Origin of the sequence: Paenibacillus anseongensis (genome assembly GCF_009757995.1) — a bacterium.
In the GTDB taxonomy this organism is placed as follows: Bacteria; Bacillota; Bacilli; order Paenibacillales; family NBRC-103111; genus Paenibacillus_E; species Paenibacillus_E chondroitinus.
Genome location: NZ_WSEM01000020.1, coordinates 74,572 through 99,163, shown reverse-complemented (window position 1 = coordinate 99,163; position 24,592 = coordinate 74,572). Strand labels below are relative to the sequence as shown.

General features: G+C 45.7%; 23 protein-coding genes. 14 read left to right on the top strand and 9 right to left on the bottom strand.

Features of this window, described 5'->3' with window-relative positions; translation table 11 throughout:
- Positions 1-11: 11 nt before the first annotated feature.
- Positions 12-1,532 carry a xylulokinase gene (xylB, locus tag GON05_RS24155; protein ID WP_246239445.1) on the bottom strand — a complete coding sequence of 507 codons (1,521 nt, stop codon included), beginning with the start codon at positions 1,530-1,532 and terminating at the stop codon, positions 12-14.
- Between the two features lie 146 nt (positions 1,533-1,678).
- A complete protein-coding gene (locus tag GON05_RS24150; RefSeq protein WP_157322647.1) occupies positions 1,679-2,179 on the bottom strand; it encodes a GNAT family N-acetyltransferase in 501 nt (166 codons plus the stop codon).
- 161 nt (positions 2,180-2,340) lie between these two features.
- Here GON05_RS24150 and GON05_RS24145 point away from each other — a divergent pair, with 161 nt between their 5' ends.
- Positions 2,341-3,690, top strand: a complete 1,350-nt coding sequence (locus GON05_RS24145; RefSeq protein WP_157322645.1) for an Nramp family divalent metal transporter — start codon at positions 2,341-2,343, stop codon at positions 3,688-3,690.
- A 145-nt stretch (positions 3,691-3,835) separates the two neighbouring features.
- Positions 3,836-4,225: a DUF1499 domain-containing protein gene (locus tag GON05_RS24140; RefSeq protein ID WP_157322643.1), complete on the top strand. Its 390-nt coding sequence runs from the start codon at positions 3,836-3,838 to the stop codon at positions 4,223-4,225.
- A 48-nt stretch (positions 4,226-4,273) separates the two neighbouring features.
- Here GON05_RS24140 and tpx read toward each other — a convergent pair whose 3' ends face one another.
- Entirely contained in the window at positions 4,274-4,792 is a 519-nt protein-coding gene (gene tpx / locus GON05_RS24135; RefSeq protein ID WP_127454574.1) for a thiol peroxidase, read from the bottom strand.
- A 160-nt stretch (positions 4,793-4,952) separates the two neighbouring features.
- On the opposite strand from tpx, the gene gltC reads away from it, so the two are divergent.
- The gene (gene gltC / locus GON05_RS24130; RefSeq protein WP_181646686.1) at positions 4,953-5,837 is read left to right on the top strand and encodes a glutamate biosynthesis transcriptional regulator GltC; all 885 of its coding nucleotides are present in this window, start codon (positions 4,953-4,955) and stop codon (positions 5,835-5,837) included.
- Between the two features lie 54 nt (positions 5,838-5,891).
- Here gltC and GON05_RS24125 read toward each other — a convergent pair whose 3' ends face one another.
- Together GON05_RS24125 and GON05_RS24120 are read right to left on the bottom strand one after the other, a co-directional pair.
- Positions 5,892-6,584, bottom strand: coding sequence for a zinc metallopeptidase (locus GON05_RS24125; protein ID WP_127454570.1), 693 nt, complete (start codon positions 6,582-6,584; stop codon positions 5,892-5,894).
- Positions 6,585-6,605: 21 nt separating this feature from the next.
- Positions 6,606-7,046: a MerR family transcriptional regulator gene (locus GON05_RS24120; protein WP_127454568.1), complete on the bottom strand. Its 441-nt coding sequence runs from the start codon at positions 7,044-7,046 to the stop codon at positions 6,606-6,608.
- A gap of 311 nt (positions 7,047-7,357) precedes the next feature.
- Here GON05_RS24120 and GON05_RS24115 point away from each other — a divergent pair, with 311 nt between their 5' ends.
- Genes GON05_RS24115 through GON05_RS24105 form a run of 3 tightly spaced genes read left to right on the top strand, consistent with a single transcriptional unit; the run spans position 7,358 to position 10,643 of the window.
- Complete coding sequence (locus tag GON05_RS24115; protein ID WP_127454566.1) at positions 7,358-8,743, top strand: ammonium transporter; 1,386 nt, start codon at positions 7,358-7,360, stop codon at positions 8,741-8,743.
- A gap of 38 nt (positions 8,744-8,781) precedes the next feature.
- The gene (locus GON05_RS24110) at positions 8,782-9,864 is read left to right on the top strand and encodes a DUF294 nucleotidyltransferase-like domain-containing protein (protein WP_157322641.1); all 1,083 of its coding nucleotides are present in this window, start codon (positions 8,782-8,784) and stop codon (positions 9,862-9,864) included.
- A 44-nt stretch (positions 9,865-9,908) separates the two neighbouring features.
- Positions 9,909-10,643 carry an exonuclease domain-containing protein gene (locus GON05_RS24105; protein WP_157322639.1) on the top strand — a complete coding sequence of 245 codons (735 nt, stop codon included), beginning with the start codon at positions 9,909-9,911 and terminating at the stop codon, positions 10,641-10,643.
- Here GON05_RS24105 and GON05_RS24100 read toward each other — a convergent pair.
- Complete coding sequence (locus GON05_RS24100; protein ID WP_157322637.1) at positions 10,637-11,062, bottom strand: M67 family metallopeptidase; 426 nt, start codon at positions 11,060-11,062, stop codon at positions 10,637-10,639. The two genes, GON05_RS24105 and GON05_RS24100, sit on opposite strands and share 7 nt — an antisense overlap.
- Before the next feature lie 44 nt (positions 11,063-11,106).
- The gene (locus GON05_RS24095; RefSeq protein WP_309492751.1) at positions 11,107-12,426 is read right to left on the bottom strand and encodes an MFS transporter; all 1,320 of its coding nucleotides are present in this window, start codon (positions 12,424-12,426) and stop codon (positions 11,107-11,109) included.
- 133 nt (positions 12,427-12,559) lie between these two features.
- On the opposite strand from GON05_RS24095, the gene GON05_RS24090 reads away from it, so the two are divergent.
- The gene (locus GON05_RS24090) at positions 12,560-13,093 is read left to right on the top strand and encodes a TlpA family protein disulfide reductase (protein ID WP_127454556.1); all 534 of its coding nucleotides are present in this window, start codon (positions 12,560-12,562) and stop codon (positions 13,091-13,093) included.
- A gap of 60 nt (positions 13,094-13,153) precedes the next feature.
- On the opposite strand, the gene cimA is transcribed toward GON05_RS24090, so the two are convergent.
- Positions 13,154-14,773 carry a citramalate synthase gene (gene cimA, locus GON05_RS24085; protein ID WP_157322631.1) on the bottom strand — a complete coding sequence of 540 codons (1,620 nt, stop codon included), beginning with the start codon at positions 14,771-14,773 and terminating at the stop codon, positions 13,154-13,156.
- A gap of 213 nt (positions 14,774-14,986) precedes the next feature.
- Between cimA and GON05_RS24080 the strand changes: the two genes are divergently transcribed.
- The 7 genes from GON05_RS24080 to GON05_RS24050 all read left to right on the top strand — a co-directional run bounded on the left by GON05_RS24080 (position 14,987) and on the right by GON05_RS24050 (position 24,271).
- Positions 14,987-16,288: a DNA polymerase IV gene (locus tag GON05_RS24080; RefSeq protein ID WP_157322629.1), complete on the top strand. Its 1,302-nt coding sequence runs from the start codon at positions 14,987-14,989 to the stop codon at positions 16,286-16,288.
- Positions 16,289-16,295: 7 nt separating this feature from the next.
- Positions 16,296-16,802 (top strand): molybdopterin-guanine dinucleotide biosynthesis protein B, encoded by a 507-nt coding sequence (mobB, locus tag GON05_RS24075; RefSeq protein ID WP_157322627.1) that lies wholly within the window; start codon positions 16,296-16,298, stop codon positions 16,800-16,802.
- 66 nt (positions 16,803-16,868) lie between these two features.
- Positions 16,869-17,102, top strand: coding sequence for a ferredoxin (locus GON05_RS24070; RefSeq protein ID WP_127454548.1), 234 nt, complete (start codon positions 16,869-16,871; stop codon positions 17,100-17,102).
- Positions 17,103-17,266: 164 nt separating this feature from the next.
- Positions 17,267-19,114 carry a CHASE2 domain-containing protein gene (locus tag GON05_RS24065; protein WP_181646685.1) on the top strand — a complete coding sequence of 616 codons (1,848 nt, stop codon included), beginning with the start codon at positions 17,267-17,269 and terminating at the stop codon, positions 19,112-19,114.
- Positions 19,115-19,146: 32 nt separating this feature from the next.
- Positions 19,147-20,943: a FecR family protein gene (locus GON05_RS24060; RefSeq protein WP_246239443.1), complete on the top strand. Its 1,797-nt coding sequence runs from the start codon at positions 19,147-19,149 to the stop codon at positions 20,941-20,943.
- Between the two features lie 23 nt (positions 20,944-20,966).
- Complete coding sequence (locus GON05_RS24055; RefSeq protein ID WP_246239398.1) at positions 20,967-22,586, top strand: NHL domain-containing protein; 1,620 nt, start codon at positions 20,967-20,969, stop codon at positions 22,584-22,586.
- A 125-nt stretch (positions 22,587-22,711) separates the two neighbouring features.
- Positions 22,712-24,271: a L,D-transpeptidase family protein gene (locus GON05_RS24050; protein ID WP_309492747.1), complete on the top strand. Its 1,560-nt coding sequence runs from the start codon at positions 22,712-22,714 to the stop codon at positions 24,269-24,271.
- Positions 24,272-24,434: 163 nt separating this feature from the next.
- On the opposite strand, the gene GON05_RS39790 is transcribed toward GON05_RS24050, so the two are convergent.
- A complete protein-coding gene (locus GON05_RS39790; RefSeq protein ID WP_258567649.1) occupies positions 24,435-24,569 on the bottom strand; it encodes a hypothetical protein in 135 nt (44 codons plus the stop codon).
- Positions 24,570-24,592: the final 23 nt, after the last annotated feature.

The following is a 24,592-nucleotide window of genomic DNA, read 5'->3' as shown; positions in this document are numbered from 1 at the left end:
CTTACACAATATTAGGATTGACCGGCAAGGTCGCTTAATTGGTGGAAAGTATTTTGAAGTGTGCCGTATAGGCCACGGTAAATTTGATAATAAGCTTCATATTTATTTTGATTATCTATATTCGGCTCTACGCGATCTGTGACTTGGATCCATTTCTCACAAAGCGAAGTGATGTCCTCTCCAAGGACTCCTGAAGCAGCCATGATGGCAGCGCCATAAGCAGGGCCGTCTGTAGAGTTAACGGTGACAACAGGGATACCGAAGATGTCAGCAATCATTTGACGCCAGAACGGGCTTCTAGCACCGCCGCCGTTCACGCGAAGTTCGGTCACCTCGACGCCGGACTCCCTGATTAGTTGAAGAGAGTCGCGCAGCCCGAACGTAATGCCTTCAAGAACGGCGCGGGTCAGATGCGCTTTGCCGTGTCTGAGATTCAGGCCGATGAAGGCGCCGCGGGCTTTGGGGTCTGGGTGCGGCGTCCGCTCCCCGGACAAGTAAGGCAGGAACAGCAAGCCTTCGCTGCCTAAGGGAGCGGTGGACGCCTCAGACGTCAAGATCTCGTAGACGTCTTTGCCTTCCTGCTGCGCGCGCTCGAGCTCTTCGTGCGCGAAGTGATTGCGCCACCACTGGAACGAGCCGCCGGCCGCCAGCATAACACCCATGCGGTGCCATTTGCCAGGCACGCCGTGACAGAAGGAATGAAGCCGGTACGCTTCATCCACTTGATACGTGTCGTCGTGAACGAAGACGACACCGGAAGTGCCGAGCGCCACCGACGCGATGCCTTGGCGGACGACGCCAACACCAACGGCGCCGCATGCTTGGTCTCCGCCGCCGGCTACGATCGGCGTGCCTGCGGTTAGGCCAGTCAGGCTGGCTGCTTCCGGCAGCAGATGGCCGGCTACGTCGCCGGACTCAAAGAGCGGCGGCAGCCACTCGAGCGGGATCTCCAACCGCTCGGCGACGGTTTGCGACCAGCTGCGGTGTGCGACGTCCAGCAGCAGCGTGCCGCTTGCGTCGGCCATGTCCATGCCGAACGCGCCCGTCAGGCGCAGCCTGACGTAGTCCTTCGGCAGCAGCAGATGCCGAACGCGCGCGTAGTTCTCCGGCTCATGCTGCCGGAGCCAAATGACCTTAGGCGCGGTGAAGCCGGTCAGCGCCCGATTGCCTGTAAGTCGGCCGAGTTCGGCTTCGCCGACGGTCGACTCGATGTAAGCGCACTGCTCGGCCGTGCGCTGGTCACACCAGAGCAGCGCAGGTCGGATGACCTGCTGCACCTCGTCAAGGAAGACCGACCCGTGCATCTGGCCGGAAAAGCCAATACCTGCAACATCGCTGCCAGGGATGTTTGTTTTCGTTAAGAGCGCGCGGATACCCTCGACAGTGGCGTTCCACCAGTCCTCAGGATGCTGCTCTGCCCAACCGGGATGCGGCTGCTGAAGTGGATACTCAACGCTATAGCTTCCAACGACGTTACCTGAGTCATCTACAAGAATACATTTAACTGCAGAAGTTCCTAAATCTAACCCCATAAAATACGACATATGCATTCACCCTTTGTTGAAAATAGAATTAGTCTTTCATTATCTTTGTTTGTTTAATAAATATACAAAGATGGATCATCTATATTATTCGGACGAAAACATAAAAATCCTTCTTTTGATGAGATTTTTTTCGTCTATTGCCATATCAAATTCATTTCATACCACTGGACTCCGCCATGCTCCGATGCCGATGGGCCAATGTACCGAAATCCATTTCTTTCATAGAATGAAATCAAATGTTTTTCACACATTAAAATAATGCCTTTTAAACCATCATCTTTGGTTTTCCGTATTATTTCTTGGAGGAGATTAGCGGCAATGCCTTGCCGTTGGTAATCAGGATGTACGGCGATCGTCAGCAGACAAAAATAACGGCCGTTAGGATCATAATCAACACTCTGTTTAATGCTCTCATCCGAGAGGTCGCAATGATTCAATTGCACACCATTGGCTACACCAACAATTAGCTGCTCAGAACTTGAATCGGATTCAGCTACGAGAAAATAGCGCCCGAACACTTCCATCCTCATCTGAAAAGCATCCCACGATGCAGCGGACTCTTTTGTGTACACGGTCATTTCAATATTATGAGCTGCTTTCAATTCTAAATCATTGGCGATTGGACGAATATTCATTGTGAAATTAACTCCTCATTGTTGGTTTTTCCCATGGGAAAATTTATTTCGTATGCACATAAGTGTTTGCCTATAGCATAGTATGGGTTTATATAGTATAATTCTAAATAAAATGTTTCCTTAGGACAACATTATTGGTCTTACGAAAGAAGGAGATATCTATGTCAATAGCATATAAAGAAGCTGAGCATGAAGGTGAAGGCTGGAAAGGTAAATCCTCGATGCCGAGTTTGCCTGAAGTTCATCAAAGTATGCGAGTACCCAAGAAGGCAGGCTTCATGCGTAAATTGCTTGCATTCGTAGGCCCCGGCTACCTGGTCGCGGTTGGGTATATGGATCCTGGGAACTGGGCGACGGACTTAGCGGGAGGTTCCAAGTTTGGATACACCCTTTTGTCAGTGATCTTAATTTCGAACCTGATGGCTATACTCTTGCAGGCCTTGGCCGGTCGTTTGGGCATCGTAACAGGACGTGACTTAGCGCAAGCTTGTCGGGATCATTACAGTAAGCCTGTATCGTTCGCATTATGGATTCTATGTGAATTAGCGATTGCAGCCTGTGATTTAGCGGAAGTCATTGGCGCAGCGATTGCCTTGAACTTGTTATTCGGTATTCCCTTAATTTATGGTGTTATATTAACATCGATAGACGTTCTTTTAGTATTGATGCTTCAAAAAAGAGGTTTTCGTTACATTGAAGCCATGGTTATCTCCTTGATGGCACTTATTACTTTTTGTTTTGTCATGGAACTCATCTTTTCTCAACCTGACTTCGCGGCTGTAGCAGCGGGATTCATTCCGACAACTGAAATTGTAACCAATCCTGCTATGTTATATATTGCTCTTGGTATTCTTGGGGCGACGGTTATGCCTCATAATTTATATTTGCATTCATCCATCGTTCAAACACGTAAAATTGAACCGACTATTCAAGGTAAACGCGAGGCTATTAAATTCGCAACGATTGACTCTACAATAGCTTTAATGTTAGCCTTGTTCGTCAATGCGGCTATTCTTATTCTTTCTGCGGCAGCTTTTCACTCAGCCGGCAAAGAAGTAGCTGAAATACAGGATGCCTATCATCTGCTGGGGCCTATGTTAGGTACTGGCGCCGCGAGTGTATTGTTTGCTGTTGCGTTGCTAGCTTCAGGGCAAAATTCAACGCTCACAGGGACATTAGCCGGACAAATCGTCATGGAAGGCTTTCTGAATATCCGTCTTTCACCATGGCTTCGCCGTTTGATCACCCGTATGATTGCAATTATTCCAGCGGTCATCGTGATTGGCATCTATGGAGAAAGTGGCGCTACGGATTTGCTCATTCTAAGTCAAGTCATTTTGTCATTACAGCTTTCCTTTGCTGTCATTCCGCTAGTGAAGTTTACTTCTGACCGTAAAAAAATGGGTGAACTTATCACACCAAAGTGGATGATTGTGCTTAGTTGGATCGTAGCGGTCTTAATTGCAGCTCTAAATGCCTATTTGCTTTATAGTACCTTTTTTGGAAATTAATGAGTAAATCTGTCTAAATGACTGTGGAGTAATCCTACCGATTTCATTTTCCCTCTTTTTCTTATCCCCAAACAGTGGTAATATAGAGAGCAGTGTAGAGAAGGCAAGCGGTCTAAATGCACTTCATTGAAGGGGGAAAAGGCTTTTGCTTAAGAGAACTTTAATCGGATTACTTCGCAGTCACGAAACGACCGGAGATAAAGCCAAAGATCCTTTGCTGAAAACAAGGTATTATAAGCTTCCCAAAGAGCAGGTATGGGAAGAGGTTACGGCAGTTTTGAAGAAGACACCGGGTTATAAGCTGCTCCATGAAGTCCAAAGTGTAGGCGAAATTCTCGCAGAACGTAGAACAATGACAGGCAGAACACAGGATGTTACTTTGACACTGTTCGCGATTAATCCCGTGAAAACGGCAGTGGATATTTATTCTGCATCCCGCGGCTCGATGGGGGACCTTGGTTCCAACTACCGTACGATTATAGATATTTACAAACAATTAGACCGTAAACTAGCTCAATATAAAATTGAAGGATAATAAAAACAGCAGGGAAGCTTGGCCTCCTTGCTGTTTTATTTGTTTCTATTAAATTAATTTTTTAACAGCTGCTACAGCTGCTTCGTAGTTAGGGTGAGCTGTCATTTCGCCCAGGTATTCCACGTATTGAACAGTATCGTTAGCGTCGATAACGAAGATTGAACGCATATCAAGTTGAAGCTCTTTGATCAATACGCCATATGCTTCACCGAAGGATTTTGTTTTGTAATCGGACAATGTGATGACTTTGTCGATTCCAGCTGCTCCGCACCAACGGGATTGTGCGAAAGGAAGATCAACGCTAATTGTCAGTACAGTGACATTGTCACCTAGGCCAGCTGCTTCTTCATTGAAGCGGCGAGTTTGTGCGTCACAAACACCAGTGTCCAAGGATGGAACTACGCTGATCAGCTTTACTTTACCAGCATAATCTGCCAAGGTTACTTGTGTCATCAAGTCTTTGTTCACAGTGAAGTTAGGTGCTTTGTCACCTACTTTAATTTCAGGTCCCACCAAGGTGATCGGATTGCCTTTGATTGTAGCAACACCAGTACGGTCTTGAGCCATTTGAACAGTTCCTCCTTTGATTTCCATGCAATTTAACAACTTTTTCATTATAAGCTTTTTGAAGTTAGGTTGTCCAATTGAAGCTGTGAGGCTATAATTTAAATGCATAAAATGTTGACAGATTCGTAATCCTGTAAGAAAAGTCGGGGGATTCATCCAAGTGGAATTAAGACAATTGCAGTATTTTGTGAAAGTTGCAAGGAAACAGCACGTGACGCAAGCTGCAGAAGAAATGCATGTGGCTCAGTCCGCTGTTAGCCGCCAAATCCATCTGTTAGAAGAAGAGCTTGGCGTGAATTTATTTGTTCAAAAAGGGCGTAACCTGCAACTGACTTCGGTTGGTCATTTATTTTTAAGCCGCATCGAAGGGATACTGACGGATCTGGAGCGCGCCGTTGGTGAGATGCATGAATTTCTTGATCCGGAGGCAGGGGAAATTCGTATTGGTTTCCCGCACAGCTTAGTTATTAATTTACTCCCAGCTGTCGTTGCCTCTTTTAAGAAGGATCATCCCAATGTGAAATTTCGGCTTCGCCAAGGGACGTATACGTCTTTGATTCGAGATGTTACGAAAGGTGAGATCGACCTCGCTTTTATTTCGCCATTTCCAGAGTCCCATGAGCATGTGACAGGTGAATTACTGCTGACGGAAGAATTATATGCGATTATTCCGGCCAATCATATCCTGGCTGATTATACGTCGATTCGTCTTGAGCAATTGAAACATGAGAACTTTGTTATGTTTAGTGAAGAGTATACGCTGCGTTCTATTGTCATGGAGGCGTGTTTGAAGGCCGGTTTCGTCCCGAAAATCGAATTCGAGGGAGAAGAGACGGATACGATTCGTGGTCTCGTTGCCGCGGGGATGGGGGTCAGCTTGCTGCCTGCGATGGCGCTGATTGAAGGCGGCCAGATGCAGCCTGCCAAAATCCGTGTTACCGATCCGCAAGTAACGCGTACAGTAGGTTTGATAAGCCGGAAAGGTGAAAAGCTTCCGTTAGTAGCTGAAGTGTTCAGACGCTTTCTGCAAGAATATTTCCAATAATAAAAGCTCTCCCGTGTGCTGCTTACGCTGCAACGCCATGGAGAGCTTTTTGTATTAATCGTCGTTGTTACGACCTGTAAATATCATGATATATTTCAGTAGCTCTAGCACGGAGATTAACGCTGCCGCGACATAAGTAAGTGCTGCTGCATTAAGGACCTTGGCTACCCCGCGTTCTTCCTGATTGGAGATGAATCCCTCGGAAACCATCAAATCGCGGGCTCTGGAGCTAGCGTTGAATTCAACCGGCAAGGTAACCAGTTGGAAGGCGACGGCTGCTGCGAAAAAGATAATGCCCAGACCGAGAAGCCATGGAATCTGTTGGAACAAGAACCCCGCTAATATTAAAAGTGGAGCTACGCCAGATGCAAAATTTACGACGGGGAACATGTAATGTCTTGCAACGAGCATAGGATAATGTACTTTGTGCTGAATCGCATGCCCAACTTCGTGACAGGCGACGGAAACGGCTGATATGGAGCTTTCATAGTAGACAGGCTCTGATAATCGAACAACTCTAGCCGTCGGGTCGTAATGGTCTGTTAAGGTGCCTCGTACGGCTTCAACAGGGACATCATAGAGCCCATTGGCATCCAGCATCCGACGTGCGGCCTGGGCACCTGTCATGCCTGAATAGACAGGGACACTAGACCATTTGTTGAATGTTCCACGAACTCTGAACGAAGCCCACAAAGAAAGAGCGAATGCAATAATAATGAGAAAATCCATTGGGTGAAAAAATAACATTTCACATGCCTCCGTAATTCGTTATGAGAACGGATTTTTACCTAGAAGAACAATTAATGCTTCAATGCATGCTGCAGTTGGTTGCGTTAGAATGCGATAGAGCTTTTTGAGCTGATTTGGCTTCAACTGTTGGATAATAGGCCCAAGTTCTTTGGCTTCCTTCATTAACTGTTCAAGATGAAGCTGAATTGATGTCAGCTTATCTCTCACTGTGTCATCTTGGGATACCTTGCTCCATTGCTGTAAGTTTGCTTTGATCTCCTCTAGGGTATATTTCTCGTTCTTCATAGTTTCAATACGTTTAAGTCGATTCAAAGTTTCATCGCTATAAAGTCGGTAGTTCGTATCGGATCTTTTCTCGGGCTCGATCAAGTTAAGCTTGGTGTAGTAATCAATGGTTCGAGAACTAACATCGGCAAGTTTGGCAAGTTCCCCGATTTTATATAGCTTCTCATTTTCCATGTTTCATTCACCTCTACTCCAATGTCATATAATAAATTCCTTCTATATAATAATGATACCTGATTACAAACCGTACAGTCAAACGTGATGCTTATGCTATCATACCTGACAAGGGTTCAAAGATAGGAATCTTCACATTTTTCACAAAAAATTAATGAAAACACGAATTATGCCTGTTCGATGTCAGGTTATTTTTCGTTTTTTTCATTTTTTTAGAGAAAATCCTATTGTCAAACCCATATAACCTGTATATAATGACATTAAGAGTTTCATTACATGTTATTTAATCTAACATTAAAGGAAGTGGTCGTATGGTTAAGAAGTTGTTGTTAGCTTTTGGTGTCATGGCCCTGCTGTTCCCTACTCTCGCATTTGCTGCAGATGAAGCGACAGTTCCCCAATTGCAAAGTGCAATCGATGCCGTTTGGGTCATGTTAGCCGCAATTTTAGTTATCTTCATGCAAGCTGGTTTCGCCTTATTAGAAGCAGGGTCGACTAGAATGAAAAATGCCGGTCACGTAGCCGGTAAAACAATCTTAACCTTCGGACTATGTGCCATTGCATTCTGGGCTGTTGGCTTCGGTTTCGCCTTCGGTGATGGCAATGCCTTCTTCGGAACAACAGGGTTCTTCGTTACAGGCTTGGAAGATCAAGCTACAGCGGCATTCGGGGCGTTATCTGCTTCTGACGTGCCGATCGGAATCAAATTCTTATTCCAACTGGCTTTCGCAGGTGTATCCTTGGCGATTGCATGGGGTGGATTCGCTGAAAGAGCGAAGCTTCCTGTTTACTTTATCTTCGGAATTTTGTTCACTGTCGTGATTTATCCAATCGTTGCTCACTGGGTATGGGGTGGCGGCTGGTTGAGTAAGCTTGGTATGCAAGATTTCGCGGGTTCAACAGTCGTTCACTTACAAGGTGCGACAGCAGCTCTGGTAGCTACGATCTTGTTAAAACCACGGATTGGCAAATATAATAAAGATAAAACGCCAAATCTGATTCCTGGTCATAACCAAGTGTTGTCTGTTCTCGGTGTTATCATTCTTTGGATCGGTTGGTTTGGATTCAACCCAGGTAGTACGCTAAGTGCAATGGGGGATGGATTCTTCGGTTACATCGCATTGACAACGAACATGGCTGCTGCGGCTGGTGGTGTTGCTGCACTGATCATTTCCTGGATGTACTTTGGTAAAGCGGATATTCCAAGCATGTTGAACGGTGTACTTGCAGCACTTGTTGCAATTACAGCAGCGTGTGCGTTCGTAGATACTTGGGCTGCGATTGTTATCGGTGCGGTAGCAGGTATTGTAACTTTCTTCACGGCGCAATGGTTTGAAAAAGCTGGTATCGACGATCCGATCTACGCTTTCTCTGTACATGGTATCGCTGGAATCTGGGGTACGCTTTCCACGGGTCTGTTCGCTACTCCTGATCTTTCGGCTAAAGTTGGTGTCGGTGGCGCGGGGTTATTCTACGGCGGCGGTTTGCACCAACTAGGTATTCAAGCGCTTGGCGTTTTCGGAGCATTGGCATTCGTACTTGTTTTATCCTTCATTATCTTAGGAATTCTTAAAGCTACAGTTGGTCTGCGTGTAACAGAAGAAGAAGAAATCATTGGTCTGGACTTGTCTGAACATGGTTCATACGGTTACCCAGAGCAAATGAAAAAAGCAGCTCAAAACGGCGTGTCCGTTTAATATCACATAACTTTTTACTTGGGCAAAGGGGATGCAACATGAAACATCTCTCAATGGAACAGATCCTGGAGCGTATCTATCTATCGGAACAGTTCGATGAGATGCGAATAACCAGAGATCAGGTGCATGAGATGTTTCGGGAGCATCTCCTTTTCTCTCATACACCGGAATTAGGACGAAAAGTGAACGCTGTTCACGATGCTTTTATACAGAGAACGATCGAGCTTGCTGAACACATTTTAGAAGATGAAGGCTTTGGGAAACCGCCTGTGCCGTATGCTTTTATCCTGTATGGAAGCGGAGGGCGTAGTGAACAAACGCTTTGGAGTGATCAGGACAACGGGCTTGTATATGCGGAAAGCGACCAGCATCCAAAAGAAAAAGTAGAAGAATACTTCATTAAATTGGTTGATTGCATCTTGGAAGGTCTAGACGCGTTAGGGTACCCGCCGTGTGAAGGCAATGTTGTTTCTAGCAATATACAATGGCGTAAGCCGTTATCGGAATATACTCAAATGATGCTGGAATGGCTGCGGGAACCGGAGTGGGAAAATATCCGTTACCTGCTCATCATGGCGGATATGCGGTGTATATACGGATCGCAAAATTTGGTCGATCAACTGAAGGATACGTTTTTAACTTATGTTCGAGAGAACTCGGGCATTCTGAACTATTTATTGTCGAATACGCTCCACCACAAAATATCGTTAGGTGTCTTTGGCCAGTTGATTACGGAGAGGTACGGCGAAGATGCTGGTGGTTTTGATATCAAATATGGCGCTTATATTCCTATCGTGAATGGTGTACGCCTACTCGCTATTCAAGCTGGAATCATGCACTCATCCACGTTGCAAAGGATAAAGTTCCTAAAGGAAAGTGGTTTTATACCAGATCAATTAGCTGATGAGTGGTTAGAGGCATTCTGCGTAGCACTTAAGCTCAGGGATTTGACGCCCTTCCAATTGGAAAATGAGATGTACACAACTCGCGGGAGGCTGGCCGCCGATCAATTAACTAAGGAAGTCAAACAGGAATTGAAACAATGTTTACGTGCTGGGATTGAGCTGCAGAAGTATGTCAAAAGGTCGATTGTTTCACACATAGAGAGAGAAAAGGGTTAGATGAATCGGAATGCATTTTTCTTGTGTTGGAGAGGTGAGTTGGGATGAAAGATATGCGGCCTGGCGGACGTATGTGGCAGTTGTACAAAATGGGGGGGCTGACACCGGCTATAACCTCTATGTTTGATGTGCAAAGTGCCCAGCAGATGGCTTTTATTCGCTCCATGTTAAAAGAACAGCGGAAGGATTCCCTGTTTGAAATACCGCTGCACTCGATGGAAATTGTAGTTTTTGATTTGGAAACGACAGGATTTTCTCCTTATAATGGTGATGAAATTATTTCGTTCGGCGGTGTCTCCGTTATTGGCGGTGAAGTTCAGAGAGATCATACTTTCTATAGTATGGTAAATCCGAAACGTAAAATCCCAGAAGACATCATTGAATTGACAGGGATTACGAATGAAATGGTAGCAGATGCCCCTGAATTGATCGGCGTTTTGAGTGATTTTCTGGAATTTGTCCAACAACGAATTTTGGTAGCTCATGCAACCGGGCACGATAAAAATTTTCTGAATTCTGCGCTCTGGCGAACCTCTAAGGTCAGTTTGTCGCATCGTGTATTGGATACGATGATGATTGCGAAGTGGCTGATGCCAAAAAGGAAAAATTTAAGCTTGGATTCATTGCTTCATGCTTATGATATACCGGTTACTCAGCGTCACCATGCCCTAGAGGATTCTTTGATGACAGCAGAGCTGTGGTCCCGATTCATGGAGGAGATCAAAGCGAGAAACGTCGATACGCTGGGTGATCTATACGCCCTCTTAAGCCATCATTGACCGATTACAAACGCGAGTTTGTGATAACCGGTCAATGAGGCTTTTTTTATTTGATAAACCATTAACTCAGGGTTATCTGGGTTCGTCAAAGAGAGGATCCAATGAGTAGGAATCGTATGCCAAAGGGTTTGCAGGTCCGCGGCGGATGGAACCGCGGAAGCTGTTGGATGTGAGTGGAATAAGCCCATCACAGGATTTTGGTTATTTGTTAGATAGGGAATCATCTCCGCCGGGTCCAACTCGAAATGAATTCGAGGATGGGTGGAGCAATTCCGCATGGGAACAAAAGAAGAGGCTAGAAGCTCTTCATTTGAGCTCGTAGATTTGCCTAAAATGAGGCCGCATGCTTCCTCCGGCATCGTTTGCTGGCTGAAATGCAGCAGCTGATTGAAGAGTTCTTTTTTAAAATATACGACCATTGGCGCCCCCACCTTAAAATGCGACTAAGATTGAGGCTAGTATATCATGCTTTTCCTTTCAGTTCTTCATTCGGTTTGATGCAGAAAAAGACGAGCGCTAACATCAGGAGAGCCATTGAGGCTACTGTTATGAACAAGGTTTTATGTGACATGTTCATGAGCCATCCGAATAATGGCGGACCGAATGCGACGCCGATAAAGCGAAGGCTGTTGTACAAAGACGTGATCATCCCGCGCTGATCGCGTTCCACAGAGCCGGTGATCATGGTGTTTAAACATGGGAGCAGGAGTCCTGTGCCTATTCCGCTAAGCGACAGAAGTCCTATGAACACATACAGGTTCGTATTGAGAAAGATTGCTAATGTTAAGGAGACTGTCATCAGAATCAGTCCGATATTCATTAACCATCGCATCAATGTGCCATTTTGTTTGATTTTGGCGCCGGTTGTGTACGAGGTTATGACCATGCAAAGCAGGGGGACGGCCAATACGAGCCCTTTGCGGACTCCTTCGATGCTGTAGGGTTTTTCCTCCAATATTTGAGATAAATAAAAGAGCACGCCGAACAGAATGAATAAAGTGATCGAACCGGCGAAAAAGGCAGGAATAAGCCAACGCCCTTTTTCTTGCAGGATATCTCTGATTTGTTTTAAATAGGTGCCTAGAGGTTCTGCTTTTTTCTCGTTCGGAGGTTCTTTAATCATGAAAATAACAGCCAGCAATGCTAATACACAAAAGATCGGAAATGCGAAAAAAGGGGCAAACCAGACGATTATGGCAAGTAATGAACCTAATATTGGACTGACCACCTTGCCTGCTCCATTGGAAGCTTCTATAAGCCCTAGAGCCTTGCTTGCATCTCCGCCTTTGTATAGATCGCCAACTAATGCCATGGCTATAGGGGCTGTACCGGCGGCTCCAAGGCCTTGTATGGCGCGTGCGATGATCAGGATGGGGTAAGAGTGCCAAACAGCCCCGAAGCCTGCCAGAACACCAGCTGCCCCGTACACGATAAGCGATGGAATGATGACGGATTTCCGCGTAAAGCGATCTGACAAGTAGCCGGATACCGGAATAATGACGCCTGCTGCAATCGAGAATAGTGTAATGACAAGGGAGCTTTGGAAGCGGGAGATGCCCATCTTTTCCTGTAGATCAGGTAAAATAGGGACTAGCATGGAATTCCCTAAGACGAGAACCAAAGGAATTGTTGCTAACGCAATGTATTCCCATATGGAGCCTTTGCTTGACTTATCTTTGGATTTGCTGTTTGATTTGTTATTCGATGTGTTGTTTGAGCCGTTGCTGGCATGGTCACTAAATCTGTTTTTGGTCCTGGTGTTGGATGTTGCAACTTTGTTCACTTTGATTATTCCTTTCAGAGCAATTGGTAGACTTACTTTTCCCGTAAATGGGGAAAGCATACTTTGTTGATTTGCCGATGTTGGAAATTAGGCTGAATTGGAGATAATATAGACAATGGAGGTGAACACATTTTTGAAGAAGAATGTATTTGTAATCGTATTGGTCGTAGTGTTAGCCGGGATAGCTATTTATCAAAACGCCCAGCATAAGAATAAACAGACCTTAATGCCAACTGAACAAGCGCCTCAGGTGAATTTCCTTGCCCCTGCGTTTACCTTGACTGGGCTTGATGGAAAGGCGTACACGATTGGTGGTCCGCGCGAGAAGCCTTTGCTCGTTAATTTCTGGGCATCCTGGTGTGGTCCGTGTGAGGAAGAAGCGCCGGATCTGGTGAATGTATATAACAAATACGAAGGACAGTTTGATTTGTATGCGGTGAATGTGACGCCTGGGGATAAAATGGAGAATATCAAAAAGTTCGTGGAAACGTATAAATACCCTTTCCCTGTGCTGTTGGACAAGCAGGGGACGAACGCGGATGCGTATCGGGTTGTTGCAATTCCAACGAGTTTTCTGATTGATAAAAATGGCGTGGTCCGTGAAGTCATTCACGTGCTTTCGCCAAAAGAGTTGGATAAGAAGATAGCGGGTCTCATCAAGGGATGATAAAAAAAGCTGCAAGTTAGCCTCAGGGGGCCAATTTGCAGCTTTTGTCTGTGTATAGTCTTAGTGATTGATCAAGCCAAGTCGCTCGTTTTGCTCTTTGTTGGCCGGCTCAACACGTTGTCTGGAGATCAGCGCATAACGCAAGCTGTCCACAAGCGCATACCAGCTGGCTTCGATGATATTACTGGAAACCCCTAGCGTGTTCCATGTCGTGTTAAAGTCTGTCGTTTCCATCAGGACGCGCACTTTACCGGCTGTTGCGTCTTTCTCGTCAAGGACACGGACTTTATAATCGGATAGGTGGATATTCTTGATATCCGGGTAATATTGGATAAGCGCTTTGCGTAAAGCGTTGTCCAAGGCGTTAACGGGACCGTTTCCTTCCGCCGCTGTGTAGATTGTCTCGCCATGCACTTTAACCTTGACGATGGCTTCCGATACGACAGATTGGTTCGCGGATTTCTCAACAAGCATTTTAAATGATTCTAAAGTGAAAATCTCTTCAAGCCCTTCAAATGCTTCACGCAGCAGTAACTCAAGTGTCGCATCTGCTCCCTCGAACTGGTAGCCTTGATGTTCGAGATCTTTAATCTTCTCGATCACTTGTTTGGTTTTCTGTGGCTCTTTATCGAAGTCTAAGTTCAGCTCTTGCGCTTTGACAAGTACATTGCTTTGGCCGGCAAGCTCTGAGACAAGGACGCGCTGTTTGTTGCCGACGAGCTCTGGTTTCGTGTGCTCATACGTACTTGCGTCTTTCAGAATCGCAGATACGTGAATACCACCTTTGTGGGCGAATGCAGCGTTACCGACATAAGGTTGATTGATCGGCATATGCATGTTGGCAATTTCGCTGATATACCTGGAAACCGGTGTTAATGTTTTCAATTGTTCCTCAGTGATAACGTCGTATCCCAGCTTCAATTGAAGGTTAGGGATAATCGAGCTTAAGTTCGCATTCCCGCAGCGCTCGCCATAGCCGTTAATCGTACCTTGAATCTGTCTGGCACCAGCTTGAACGGCAGCGAGGCTGTTAGCCACACCTAACTCGCAGTCGTTATGCGCATGAATGCCAACAGGCGTTGATACATGCTGCTTCACAGCGGTTACGATTGCGGTTACTTCACCAGGGAGCGAACCTCCATTGGTATCACACAATACGATCCAGTCTGCACCGGCATCTTGGGCTTTTTTGATCGTTTGCAAAGCATATTCAGGGTTGTTTTTGTAACCGTCAAAGAAATGCTCTGCATCATAAATGACTTCTAATCCGGAGCTTTTCAAAAAAAGTACGGAGTCATAGATCATGGCCAGGTTTTCTTCGAGTGTCGTTTGAATCGCTGTATGCACATGGAAGTCCCAGGACTTCCCGAAGATGGTTGCTACCTGCGCACCTGATTCAACAAGTCTGTTCAGATTAATGTCGTCTGAAGCAAGGGAATCTTTGCGCCTTGTGCTTCCGAAGGCGGTAATCTTGGCGTTGGTGAACTTCATGTCGCGGACACGCTCAAAGAATTCGATGTCTTTGCTGTTGCTGCCCGGCCATCCGCCTTCAATATAATGAACCCCAAGCTCATCGAGCTTCCGGGCAATTTTAATTTTATCCTCAACAGATAAGCTGATGCCTTCTCCTTGAGTTCCGTCTCTTAGGGTAGTGTCGAAGATTTTGACTGATGTTGGCATGGGTTCCTCCTTCAAAAGCTAGCAAAAATGACTTGGATACGTATGTGTAGGTTAATATGCTTGCTTTAAAGCGCTAATGTATAATTTACGATTATAACATAATATTACGGGTAAAGACATCATAACTCAAAAATGCGTTTGCTTGAACCCATATTTTTTTGTATGCTGAAAATGACTTTCATCTAGTTTTTTGAATATGGAAGGGGTTGTGAAATGACGACGGTCGAGCATCACTATCCCAAGCAAGGCAGAGTTATTTTGCATATCGATATGAATGCATTTTATTGTTCCGTCCATGAGGCTGTCGAGCCAGACATATATAGAGGGAAACCCATTGCAGTTGCCGGAAGCGTGGAGCTCCGCAGAGGGATCATTGTAACTTCCTCTTATGTGGCCCGATCGATGGGGATTAAAACAGGCATGCAAGTCGGACAGGCGTTGAAAATATGCCCTGATTTGATGCTTATCCGGCCTGACTTTGAATTGTATCGCAGTTTTTCAAGACGTTTTATGCAAATCGCTTACAGCTATTCCCCCATGGTCGAATCCATGTCGATTGACGAGTGTTTTGTAGATATTACCGGATCCAAACAGTTCGGTACCCCGCTTGAGATTGCCGGGACAATCCAGCAAAGGATTATGAAGGAGCTGCAACTGCCCTGCTCCATTGGCGTTGCACCAAATAAATTATTAGCTAAAATGGGCTCGGATATGAAAAAACCGAATGGCATCTCTGTTCTGCGCCTGCGGGACGTGCCTACTGTCTTATGGGATAAACCGTGCAACTATTTATATGGCATCGGCAAAAAAACGGCTGATAAGCTGACAAAGCTGGGCATCTTCACACTCGGGCAACTGGCGGAGGGCGACGAGTTACTGCTAAGCAAGCATTTTGGCGTTATGGGCCCACATCTAAAGCGTTCGGCGAATGGGATCGATAACTCGCCGGTTAACCCTGAGCAAGAGCAAAGCAAATCTATCGGCCATACGACAACGCTGCCTCGGGACTATATAGAAAGAAAAGAGATTCACCGCGTTTTCTTGAATCTTGCAGATCAGGTGGCCAGAAGGCTTCGGAAGCAGGAATTGATGACATCCACGATTCAAATCACCATTCGTGATCCGGACATGAGGACGATTACGAGATCCGTTACTTTGCCTACGCCGACGGAGCACATGGATGATATCTACAGAACTTCCTGCCAACTGTACGATCATCAATGGGAGGACGGCAAGCCGGTCCGGTTGTTGGGGATTACCTTGCAAAATCTAACAAGCAAAGAAGAGACGTTCGTGCAGCTTGATTTATTTGATTACGAGAAGCAGCCAAAACGCGAAAATTTAAATAAAATCATGGATGGACTTCGAGATAAGTTTGGCGAGAACGCGATTCTGACCGCTGGTATGATGAGTGACGACCCTTCTGCTTTTATTAGAAATCATAAGTCAAGGGGGACTTCCTTGCAGATGGATCATTTGAAAAATAATCCGCTTCATAAGGAAGAGGAGAAGTGAGGGGATTATGGCACATTGTATCGGTTTTGCCGGATATTCCGGCAGCGGCAAAACGACCTTGATTGCTAAACTGGTCATTGAAATGAAACGCCGCGGCAAACAGATCGCTGTATTGAAACATGATGCACATGGACACTATAAGGAAGCATCCGGGGCAGATTCTACAATTTTTGCGCAATCCGGTGCGGAAGCTGTCGTAACAATCTCTACTGATTCTATTCATGTCTATGAGAAAAAATGCAAGCCTGACTTGCAAGAACAAATCAACGCTTATGCTCACATGGATTATGTTTTTGTTGAAGGATTTAAGCGGGAAAAGCATCCAAAGATCGCTGTCTTTCGTACAATAGAGCAGAGTGAAATTATTCAAGCTCTAGAACACGAGCCTATAGCGATTGCAACGGATATGGAGACGCTGGATTCTCGGTTCTCAACCCTGCCAAAGCTTGATTTGAATGACATTGTTGCTCTCGCAGACTTTGTTGAAAGGTATTTTAAGGCAGAACAATTTTAAGGTTTGAACTTTGTCCTCATTTATATTATATTTTACAATGAGGATAAAATGAGGAGGAGTTAAACTATGGCAAAGTATACATTCGTTGATAAAGATACTTGTATTGCTTGTGGCGCTTGCGGAGCTACAGCACCAGACATCTATGATTACGATGATGAGGGCTTGGCAGAAGTGATTTTTGATGGAGATGGCAACAAAGGGGTAACTGAAATCCCAGAAGATCTGTTCGATGATCTACAGGATGCACAAGATGGCTGCCCAACTGATTCCATCAAAGTTGCGGATTCACCTTTTAACTAATCATAACCCAACTTGTGGCGCGTTCCACAATATGTCGAAAAAGCTCGGTTCCTGCAAAGGGATCGGGCTTTTTTTCTGCTACAATTTGTATTTTTTTGTAACAATTCATTGCCAATTAGTTTCCTCCATCTTACAATGAATCTAGTATGCATGGGGAGGCTCTTATGGGTAAAAAGAAATGGATCAATACGTTGGCAGCGGGACTTGTGTTGATGCTGTTGTCGGCATATTTCTACACGGTGAACTCAAGCGGGTTATTTTATTTTATTGAGGGTCCCCTTCAAGATGTGTTGCGTAAAGCCAAATCAGTGGAAGAACGCCAACCTGAGGATCGGATCAAAATTGTCAAGATTGATGAGAAATCGTTAAAAGCAATCGGGAAATTCCCGTGGGACCGAACAACCTACGCACAATTGATAGAGAAGCTGGAGCAATCCGGCGCAGCTGCAATCGGCATAGACGTGGTCTTAGCTGAACCTTCCAAAAACCCCGCAGACGATAAGGCATTGGCTGATGTGCTGGCCAAATATCATAATGTTATCCTGCCCGTTCAAATCAATTACCCCTCCAAACAGCAGCAAGCAGGAGATCTTGTGCCTGAGAGAGTTGACTACCCAACGACAACCTTAACTACTAATAAGCAGCAGATGGCGCATATTAATGTGTTTGTCGATAAAGATGGAAAAGCCCGAAAGCTCCCGGTTGGATTACCGGATGAGAATGGGACTTTCATACCAGCTTTCAGCGTTGCCCTTGCCAATCTCGTTCTTGACGACAATGAGAAGGTTAAGAGAGATGAGGCGACGGGAGAATGGAAACGCGGCAGTGCCGTTTTGCCGACGAATGAAAGAAATCAGGTAACGACGGAGTTTTTCACACTGCCCAGGCAGAAGGTGGATGCTACTACCGGTTACGAGATGCTGTCATTTGTGGATGTTTTGAATAGCAAAAGTCCTTTGCCTCTGCAAGGCAGCATTGTATTGGTTGGGCCTTTCGTGACGGCAATGCAGGACGAATATCCTACGCCGATCAGTTCTGTCAAAATGTTTGGAATCGAAATCCATGCCAATATGATCCAAACTTTGTTGGAAAGCAAATTTTATAAAGACGCAAGTACACCTGTAGGAATTGGTCTTATTCTACTTATTTCTGTACTAGCGATTTACTTATTTGAGAGATTCAAAGGGAAAACCGCCCTATTTATTTTCATTGCCATGTTCGTGGTTTATGGAGGCGTGTGGTTAGCCTTTTATATTGCGGGTTCGACTTTTGCGCCACTCGTTTATCCGCAATTTGCTTTAGTCACTATATACATATGGTCTTTGGTAAGTCATTACCTGGATGAGCGCAAAGAGCGCAATCGGGTAACAGGGATCTTCGGCAGATTTGTTTCAAAGTCGGTAGTAGACGAGCTGTTGCAATCTGGAGAAGATGTCAAGCTCGGGGGAAGCCGCAAGGATATATCTCTGATTTTCGTTGATATTCGCGGGTTTACGCCAATGTCAGAACGGTTAGAGCCCGAACAAGTCATTCAAGTTTTGAACGAATATTTGGATGTATGTACGAAGGCGATTTTCAAATTCAATGGAACGCTTGATAAGTTCATAGGTGATGGTGTAATGGCGATGTTCGGCGCTCCTATTGAATATGACAATCACCCGGAAATGGCTGTTCGCGCAGCGATCGAAATGAAGTCGCAGGCGAATGTGCTTGAACAGAAGTTGATCGAGAAGTACGGCATCGGCGTGAAATTCGGTCTGGGCATCAATAGCGGACCTGCTGTAGTAGGGAACATTGGCTCTGAAGACCTTCGTCTGGACTATACGGCGATCGGAGATACCGTGAATTTGTCAGCACGTCTGGAATCGAATGCAAAACCAGGGCAAATTCTCATTAGTGAGCAGACGTATGAGCGGGTCAAAGACCTTTTTGAAATTGCGTCTATCGGTGAAATCAAAGTTAAAGGGAAAGAAAAACCCGTAGCAGTATATGAAGTAATCGGGAATCTGTAAAGTTGGAAACTAGGGAGGAAGCTGGTGTGGGGATGTCCAAGAAATCATTTGTCTCATTATGTTTAAGCTTAAGTTTGATATTTAGTTTGATCTCCGTGCTGCTTGTTAAGCCTGTAGATGCCAAAACGGTTAGGGTTGCTGTGGTATCGGCCTTATCAGGAGAAGTAACGGTCAAAAAAGGCGGAGGCTCCAAAACATACGATGCTTATGAGAGCATGAGTTTAAATCAAGGGGATACCGTTTATACGGGTGCGAGCTCGTCTGTAACGCTTAATTTAAGCAACGGAGATGCGGATGTAACCTTGGGGGAAAATGCGGAAATCAATGTGTCCGACCTCAATACTTCGGATGGAAACAAGAAGTCCAAGCTCAAAGTATGGGCAGGTTCCTTATGGGTTAAAGTGAAATCATTAGCCGGTTCCAATGATGAATTTGAAGTTGAAACACCGACTGCCGTCATGGGTGTCCGGGGAACGCAGTTCTATGTGATGGTTGATCCGGTGACAGGTGCCATCAAAATGGCGGTTGGGGCAGGTAAAGTATCTGCTTCTACGGTAACAACGGGCGAGGATTCTGAGCAGAAAACAGCCGTTACTTACTTGTATCCTACACAACAAATTTCACTTGATGGTAGAGATGAAACTGAGGAATTGGCATTGAAAGTGGATTTCCTTGATCTGGATGATTTCGTTAAGCAGGCGTCGCCTGAAGTTATCAAAGAGTTCATTTTGAACAAAGCGGAAATCGATAAAGAAAATGAGGGATTCATCGCCAAGAAAGCAAAGGAGCTTGCTGAAGGCAACGTAACCGATGATGAGAATTTAGTCGTGAAGAACACGGATGAGCTCGAGAAAGTGAAACAAAACTTCGATAATTTAATCGGAAACATTGCGAAAAAAGCACTGGGTGAAAAGAAATTGGATCAATCTTCGATGGATAAAGTGATTGCAGACGCCAATAAAAAGATTTCTGAGGAAAACAAGAAATTAGATTTGAGCAAAGTGAAGGATTTGGATAAAACGGCGGGTGTTGACGCTGAAAAAGAGAAACAAAAACAAGAACTTCTGAAGAAGCTTGAAGCTGAGAAATTGAAAAAGAAGCTCGAACAGGAAAAAAAGCAAGCTGAGCTCAAGAAGCAGCTGGAGGCGCAGCTTAAACTGCTGGAAGAGCAGAAGAAAAAGCTGGAGGCAGCTACGAAAGCCGCCGAGGAAAAGGCTAAAGCGGATGCATTGGCGAAGTTGAAGGCATCGGAAGCCGTTAAACCAGTGACACCACCGACCGGTGAAGGTTCGAATTCCGGAGGAAGTTCCGGTGGAAACACAAATCCAGGTAATCCTGATCCGGGAACACCTAATACGCCAGTGCCGGCTGTGAGTTTAACAGCGACATTAAACGAGACAAGTCCAAGTCCGAATACATACAACTTGGATATTAATTTGAAAAACTTCGTTGAATCTAATGATATTTATGGCGTAGAAGTCCATTTGTTCTATGGTACAAATACTTATTACAGCGATGATATGCTGCCTGTAAATGGAACTATTTTTGGGCGGGAAAACAGTACCAATTATGTCGATCATATCAAAGAATATGAGGGTAACGGTCAAAAAGAACTGGTTTACACGGTCACGGGTTATGGGGATGCAGGCAATATCAAAGTTTCTGAGCTTCAAAAGCTAGTGACAATTCCGTTGCAAGGCTATGGGCATCAAGAAATTAGTGTTGGGAAAATTGTCATTGTACGGAAAAATGGAACGTCCGTTCAAACTATCCCGATTGTTGAATCGAGCATTCAACCGGTAACACTAGATCTCCATACGGGTGTTTAATCGAATTATTAAAGGAGAAACCTATGAAACCCTTAAAATATATGCTTATTTCCACGTTTGCGGCTGCGACTTTACTTGGAGGGTCGTCCGCATGGGCGGCGGGCCTGTCCGCAGATGCGCTGCGTTCAAGCAATGGCCAAATTCTAGCGGATGTTACGACGTTCGCCGGAATTGGGGATTTTGAAGATGTGAACGGCGATGCCTTAAGTGCCGCATTTCGTGCGCCGGGCAGTGTTCTTCAACTGCCTGACGGCAGCATTCTGATTGCCGATACTCGCAATCATCTTATTCGTAAGGTTTCGGGAGGCAAAGTTACGACGTTCGCAGGACCGGAGGTTGTTGTTACGACGAACAGCCAAGGATTTCCAATGGGAGGACTCCTGGATGGCAAAGCCTCTGAAGCATTTTTTAATGCACCATCAGGGTTGGCCGTTGATGGTAAAGGGAATGTGTACGTAGCTGACTCTGCGAATAACGCCGTCCGGAAAGTGGACACGAACGGACAAGTTACCACGCTTGCAGGAAACGGTGTTCCGGGTAAGAAGGACGGCAAAGGAGCGGACGCGAGTTTCTACCATCCGAGTGATGTTGCGGTAACGGCTGATGGGATTGTATACGTAGCGGATTCGCTGAATCATGTGATTCGTAAAATTTCTACAGACGGCACTGTATCAACACTGAATGCAGCTTCTACTCGTGCAATTCTGGTACGTCCCGGAGAGGCGTCATTTGCCGGTGAGTACCAAGACGGTAGTTTAACTGAAGCAAAGTTCAATGAGCCTTCCGGTCTTGCTCTGGACAGCAAAGGAAATCTGTATGTGAGCGACACGGGCAATCAACGCATAAGGTACATCGATTTGCAAGCTGGCACCGTAAAGACAGTAGCTGGATCTACGGCACTTTTAAGCAATAATACGATTTATGATAAAAATGAGCTGTATGCTGGCGGCGACTTCGCTGATGGTGAAGCATCAAAAGCTAAGTTCGATTTTCCGAAAGGACTCGCCGTGACTTCAGAAGGCGGAGTTTTGATAGCGGACAGCTTAAATCATGCGATTCGTTATTTATTGGACGGTAAGGTGACGACGATATCCGGCACGGTGCAAACAGGTGAGACGGATGGGGTTGAGCGGGCGGCTGAATTTTATAATCCTAGTGATGTCGTTGTCACAGCTCAAGGGAATATGATCGTTGCAGATGCTTCGAACAATAAAATCCGTAAAATAACGCCGTATCATTTACCGGATAATTTAGCCAGCCAAGGAATTAATGTCGTACATGGCGATAAAGTGATTGCTTTCGATGCTCAGCCTGAGCTTCAGGATGGACGGACGATGGTTCCGGTTCGAGCAATCAGTGAAACATTTGGTTTCGAAGTTAAGTATGCAGAACAAGCGGGCAAAAAGATTGTGCAGTTAAATAAAGGAACCACGACTGTGGAGCTAACCATTGGTGAAACTGGCGTTGTGCTTAAACAAGCTGGACAAGCGGATGCGAAGCAATCTACGGATGTATCGCCTTATGTGAAGCAAGATAGGACGTATGTGCCGATTCGTTTCTTCGCGGAACAAATCGGTTTGGATGTGCAGTGGGATGAAGCGACGCATACCGCGATTTTACGCACAAAATCATTTGTGAAATAAATAAGCGAGCCTGGCGAGGGGAACCTTGTTGGGCTCGTTTTTAATTTAAGCTTCAACTCCAAGCTTCATCTGCCGATAAATTTGAGAGAGTTAGTCTCGAAGTTCGTGCGGGGGAGGTATCCGAGGTGAAAAATAATCATCGCCAAGATCAGTTGGAACGATTCTTCCAACATAATCCGATCGAAGATCCGCTGTATCTTAAGAAATATGTCAAAGAGCATCCTGATCATAAAATGGCTTGGTATTTATTGGGGCGAGAATATGCGGCGCAAGGGAAAGAAGGCAAGGCTGCCTACTGTTTTGCGCAAGCTGGCGAGATTTATGAGGCTTTTGAGCGTCAAAAAATAACGATTGAAGGACCGCTTCCTATTGATCCATCTACCGCTTCTAGGGACGCCAAGGGGGCAGAGAGTTCGAACCGGGTGAGGAATAAAGGGAAATGGATGCCGCTTTTGGTTCTTTTGCTGCTTTTGGCAGTTCCAGCCGCGATAGACTCTGCGAATGGCGGTGTGCCCAGTGAAACTGCAAAGACAGCACTTGGCAAAAACGCGAATGCTAATGCTGAGGTTCAAACCGCTCAAATACAAGGAGAAGTGCCAGGACCAGGGACGAAGTTATATTTCTCGGAAGGGGATTGGGGGAGAAGGCTTCAGCAGGTCCTTGCTACTTCCAGCTTGAGCGCCGGAGAATCTGTTATTATGCAAGCGCCGCGAAGTGCAGATGGCAAATGGATCGAGTGGAACAGATCGGTGAGTCCGCTGTTAAGTGTGACGTCAGATGGCGGCGGCGGGAGTTCGTCTGCTTTGAAGTACTATCAGTCGCAGATATGCTCATGCCAAGTTGCTGACAGCGCAGCGGTTGTTCCCGTCATTGAGCAATGGATGAAGGAACGTGAACAGGCGATAGTGCTGCAGAGTGCAATGAAGGCTTATCAAGCGAAAACGGGTTCGCTGCCTGAGGCGCCTGATCAGCTGGCCAAGCCCTACCCGGACAATTTGCTTCCGGGGCTTACGCCGGAGATGAAGGAGCTGTTTCCACAAACGCTCAAGATGTTGAAAGCCACTCCTGCCACACCTGGGCAGGCTCAGGGGACGAAGCAAGCGGAGGAACGAGCTCAGCCTGGTCCCGAGGGCAAAGAGGCGGCTGTGCCGAGCAGCTCGCAGCCTAAAACATCAAGCGATCCTTTGCGTGAACCGCTCAGCATCATGATTGACACGGATAAGCATCTTCTTGCCTTGGTTAGCGGAGATAAGATCATTCGCAGCTATCCTGTCGGGTTAGGCGGCGAGAAAACGCCTCAGGGTGATTTTATCATCAGCGAAAAGGTGCGCAACCCAAACGGTAAATCGAATGGTGAATTCGGGAGCCGAGGTATGACGTTATCCGATACGCTGTATGCTATTCACGGGACGAACAAGCCTTCCAGCATCGGCAAAGATGAGTCTCACGGTTGTGTGCGGATGCAGCAGGCAGACGTTGAAGAACTCTATGATATGGTGACACATCAAACGAAAGTGACGATTGGCAAGGGGATACTGCCTGATCCGAGTTCAAGCGAAGGAGTAGGAGCGGGAGCGGGGGCCACTGGCAGTGGAGCTGGGAGAGGGAAACCAAATCAATCCTTCGGACTGCCGTTGCAGACGAATGACAGCAATCCAGGCAAGAAGTATAAGTGGCTAGATTAACCATGTCTTGTCAGCCTTATGAATGATCGAAGTAAACCCCGCCTGAACCAGATTCAGACGGGGTTATTTGTTGTTTATACAAGACGCTGAGGATTTGTATTGACAATCAATAAGAAAGCGATTACAATTCAAAATGTGATAAATTCAATCATTTCAGTTGTAATCATTTGTCCAAAATGAGCAGTAATGTCATGCCAATAATGACAACGAGCAAAATGGCGCCTGTCCAAATGATGGCTTTCTTATTGACTTCCTCTTTGACTCTACGATTAACGGCTGTTGGTTTACGTTTGGACATAGGAATCACCCTTTACTTAGGAT

What these genes read in the sequence shown, in the direction of transcription:
- xylB (WP_246239445.1), bottom strand. Translation starts at nt 1,532, where the DNA reads ATGGGGTTAGATTTAGGAACTTCTGCAGTTAAATGTATTCTTGTAGAT.
- GON05_RS24150 (WP_157322647.1), bottom strand. Translation starts at nt 2,179, where the DNA reads ATGAATATTCGTCCAATCGCCAATGATTTAGAATTGAAAGCAGCTCAT.
- GON05_RS24145 (WP_157322645.1), top strand. Translation starts at nt 2,341, where the DNA reads ATGTCAATAGCATATAAAGAAGCTGAGCATGAAGGTGAAGGCTGGAAA.
- tpx (WP_127454574.1), bottom strand. Translation starts at nt 4,792, where the DNA reads ATGGCTCAAGACCGTACTGGTGTTGCTACAATCAAAGGCAATCCGATC.
- GON05_RS24125 (WP_127454570.1), bottom strand. Translation starts at nt 6,584, where the DNA reads ATGTTATTTTTTCACCCAATGGATTTTCTCATTATTATTGCATTCGCT.
- GON05_RS24120 (WP_127454568.1), bottom strand. Translation starts at nt 7,046, where the DNA reads ATGGAAAATGAGAAGCTATATAAAATCGGGGAACTTGCCAAACTTGCC.
- GON05_RS24115 (WP_127454566.1), top strand. Translation starts at nt 7,358, where the DNA reads ATGGTTAAGAAGTTGTTGTTAGCTTTTGGTGTCATGGCCCTGCTGTTC.
- GON05_RS24110 (WP_157322641.1), top strand. Translation starts at nt 8,782, where the DNA reads ATGAAACATCTCTCAATGGAACAGATCCTGGAGCGTATCTATCTATCG.
- GON05_RS24105 (WP_157322639.1), top strand. Translation starts at nt 9,909, where the DNA reads ATGAAAGATATGCGGCCTGGCGGACGTATGTGGCAGTTGTACAAAATG.
- GON05_RS24100 (WP_157322637.1), bottom strand. Translation starts at nt 11,062, where the DNA reads ATGGTCGTATATTTTAAAAAAGAACTCTTCAATCAGCTGCTGCATTTC.
- cimA (WP_157322631.1), bottom strand. Translation starts at nt 14,773, where the DNA reads ATGCCAACATCAGTCAAAATCTTCGACACTACCCTAAGAGACGGAACT.
- GON05_RS24080 (WP_157322629.1), top strand. Translation starts at nt 14,987, where the DNA reads ATGACGACGGTCGAGCATCACTATCCCAAGCAAGGCAGAGTTATTTTG.
- mobB (WP_157322627.1), top strand. Translation starts at nt 16,296, where the DNA reads ATGGCACATTGTATCGGTTTTGCCGGATATTCCGGCAGCGGCAAAACG.
- GON05_RS24070 (WP_127454548.1), top strand. Translation starts at nt 16,869, where the DNA reads ATGGCAAAGTATACATTCGTTGATAAAGATACTTGTATTGCTTGTGGC.
- GON05_RS24065 (WP_181646685.1), top strand. Translation starts at nt 17,267, where the DNA reads ATGGGTAAAAAGAAATGGATCAATACGTTGGCAGCGGGACTTGTGTTG.
- GON05_RS24060 (WP_246239443.1), top strand. Translation starts at nt 19,147, where the DNA reads ATGTCCAAGAAATCATTTGTCTCATTATGTTTAAGCTTAAGTTTGATA.
- GON05_RS24055 (WP_246239398.1), top strand. Translation starts at nt 20,967, where the DNA reads ATGAAACCCTTAAAATATATGCTTATTTCCACGTTTGCGGCTGCGACT.
- GON05_RS39790 (WP_258567649.1), bottom strand. Translation starts at nt 24,569, where the DNA reads ATGTCCAAACGTAAACCAACAGCCGTTAATCGTAGAGTCAAAGAGGAA.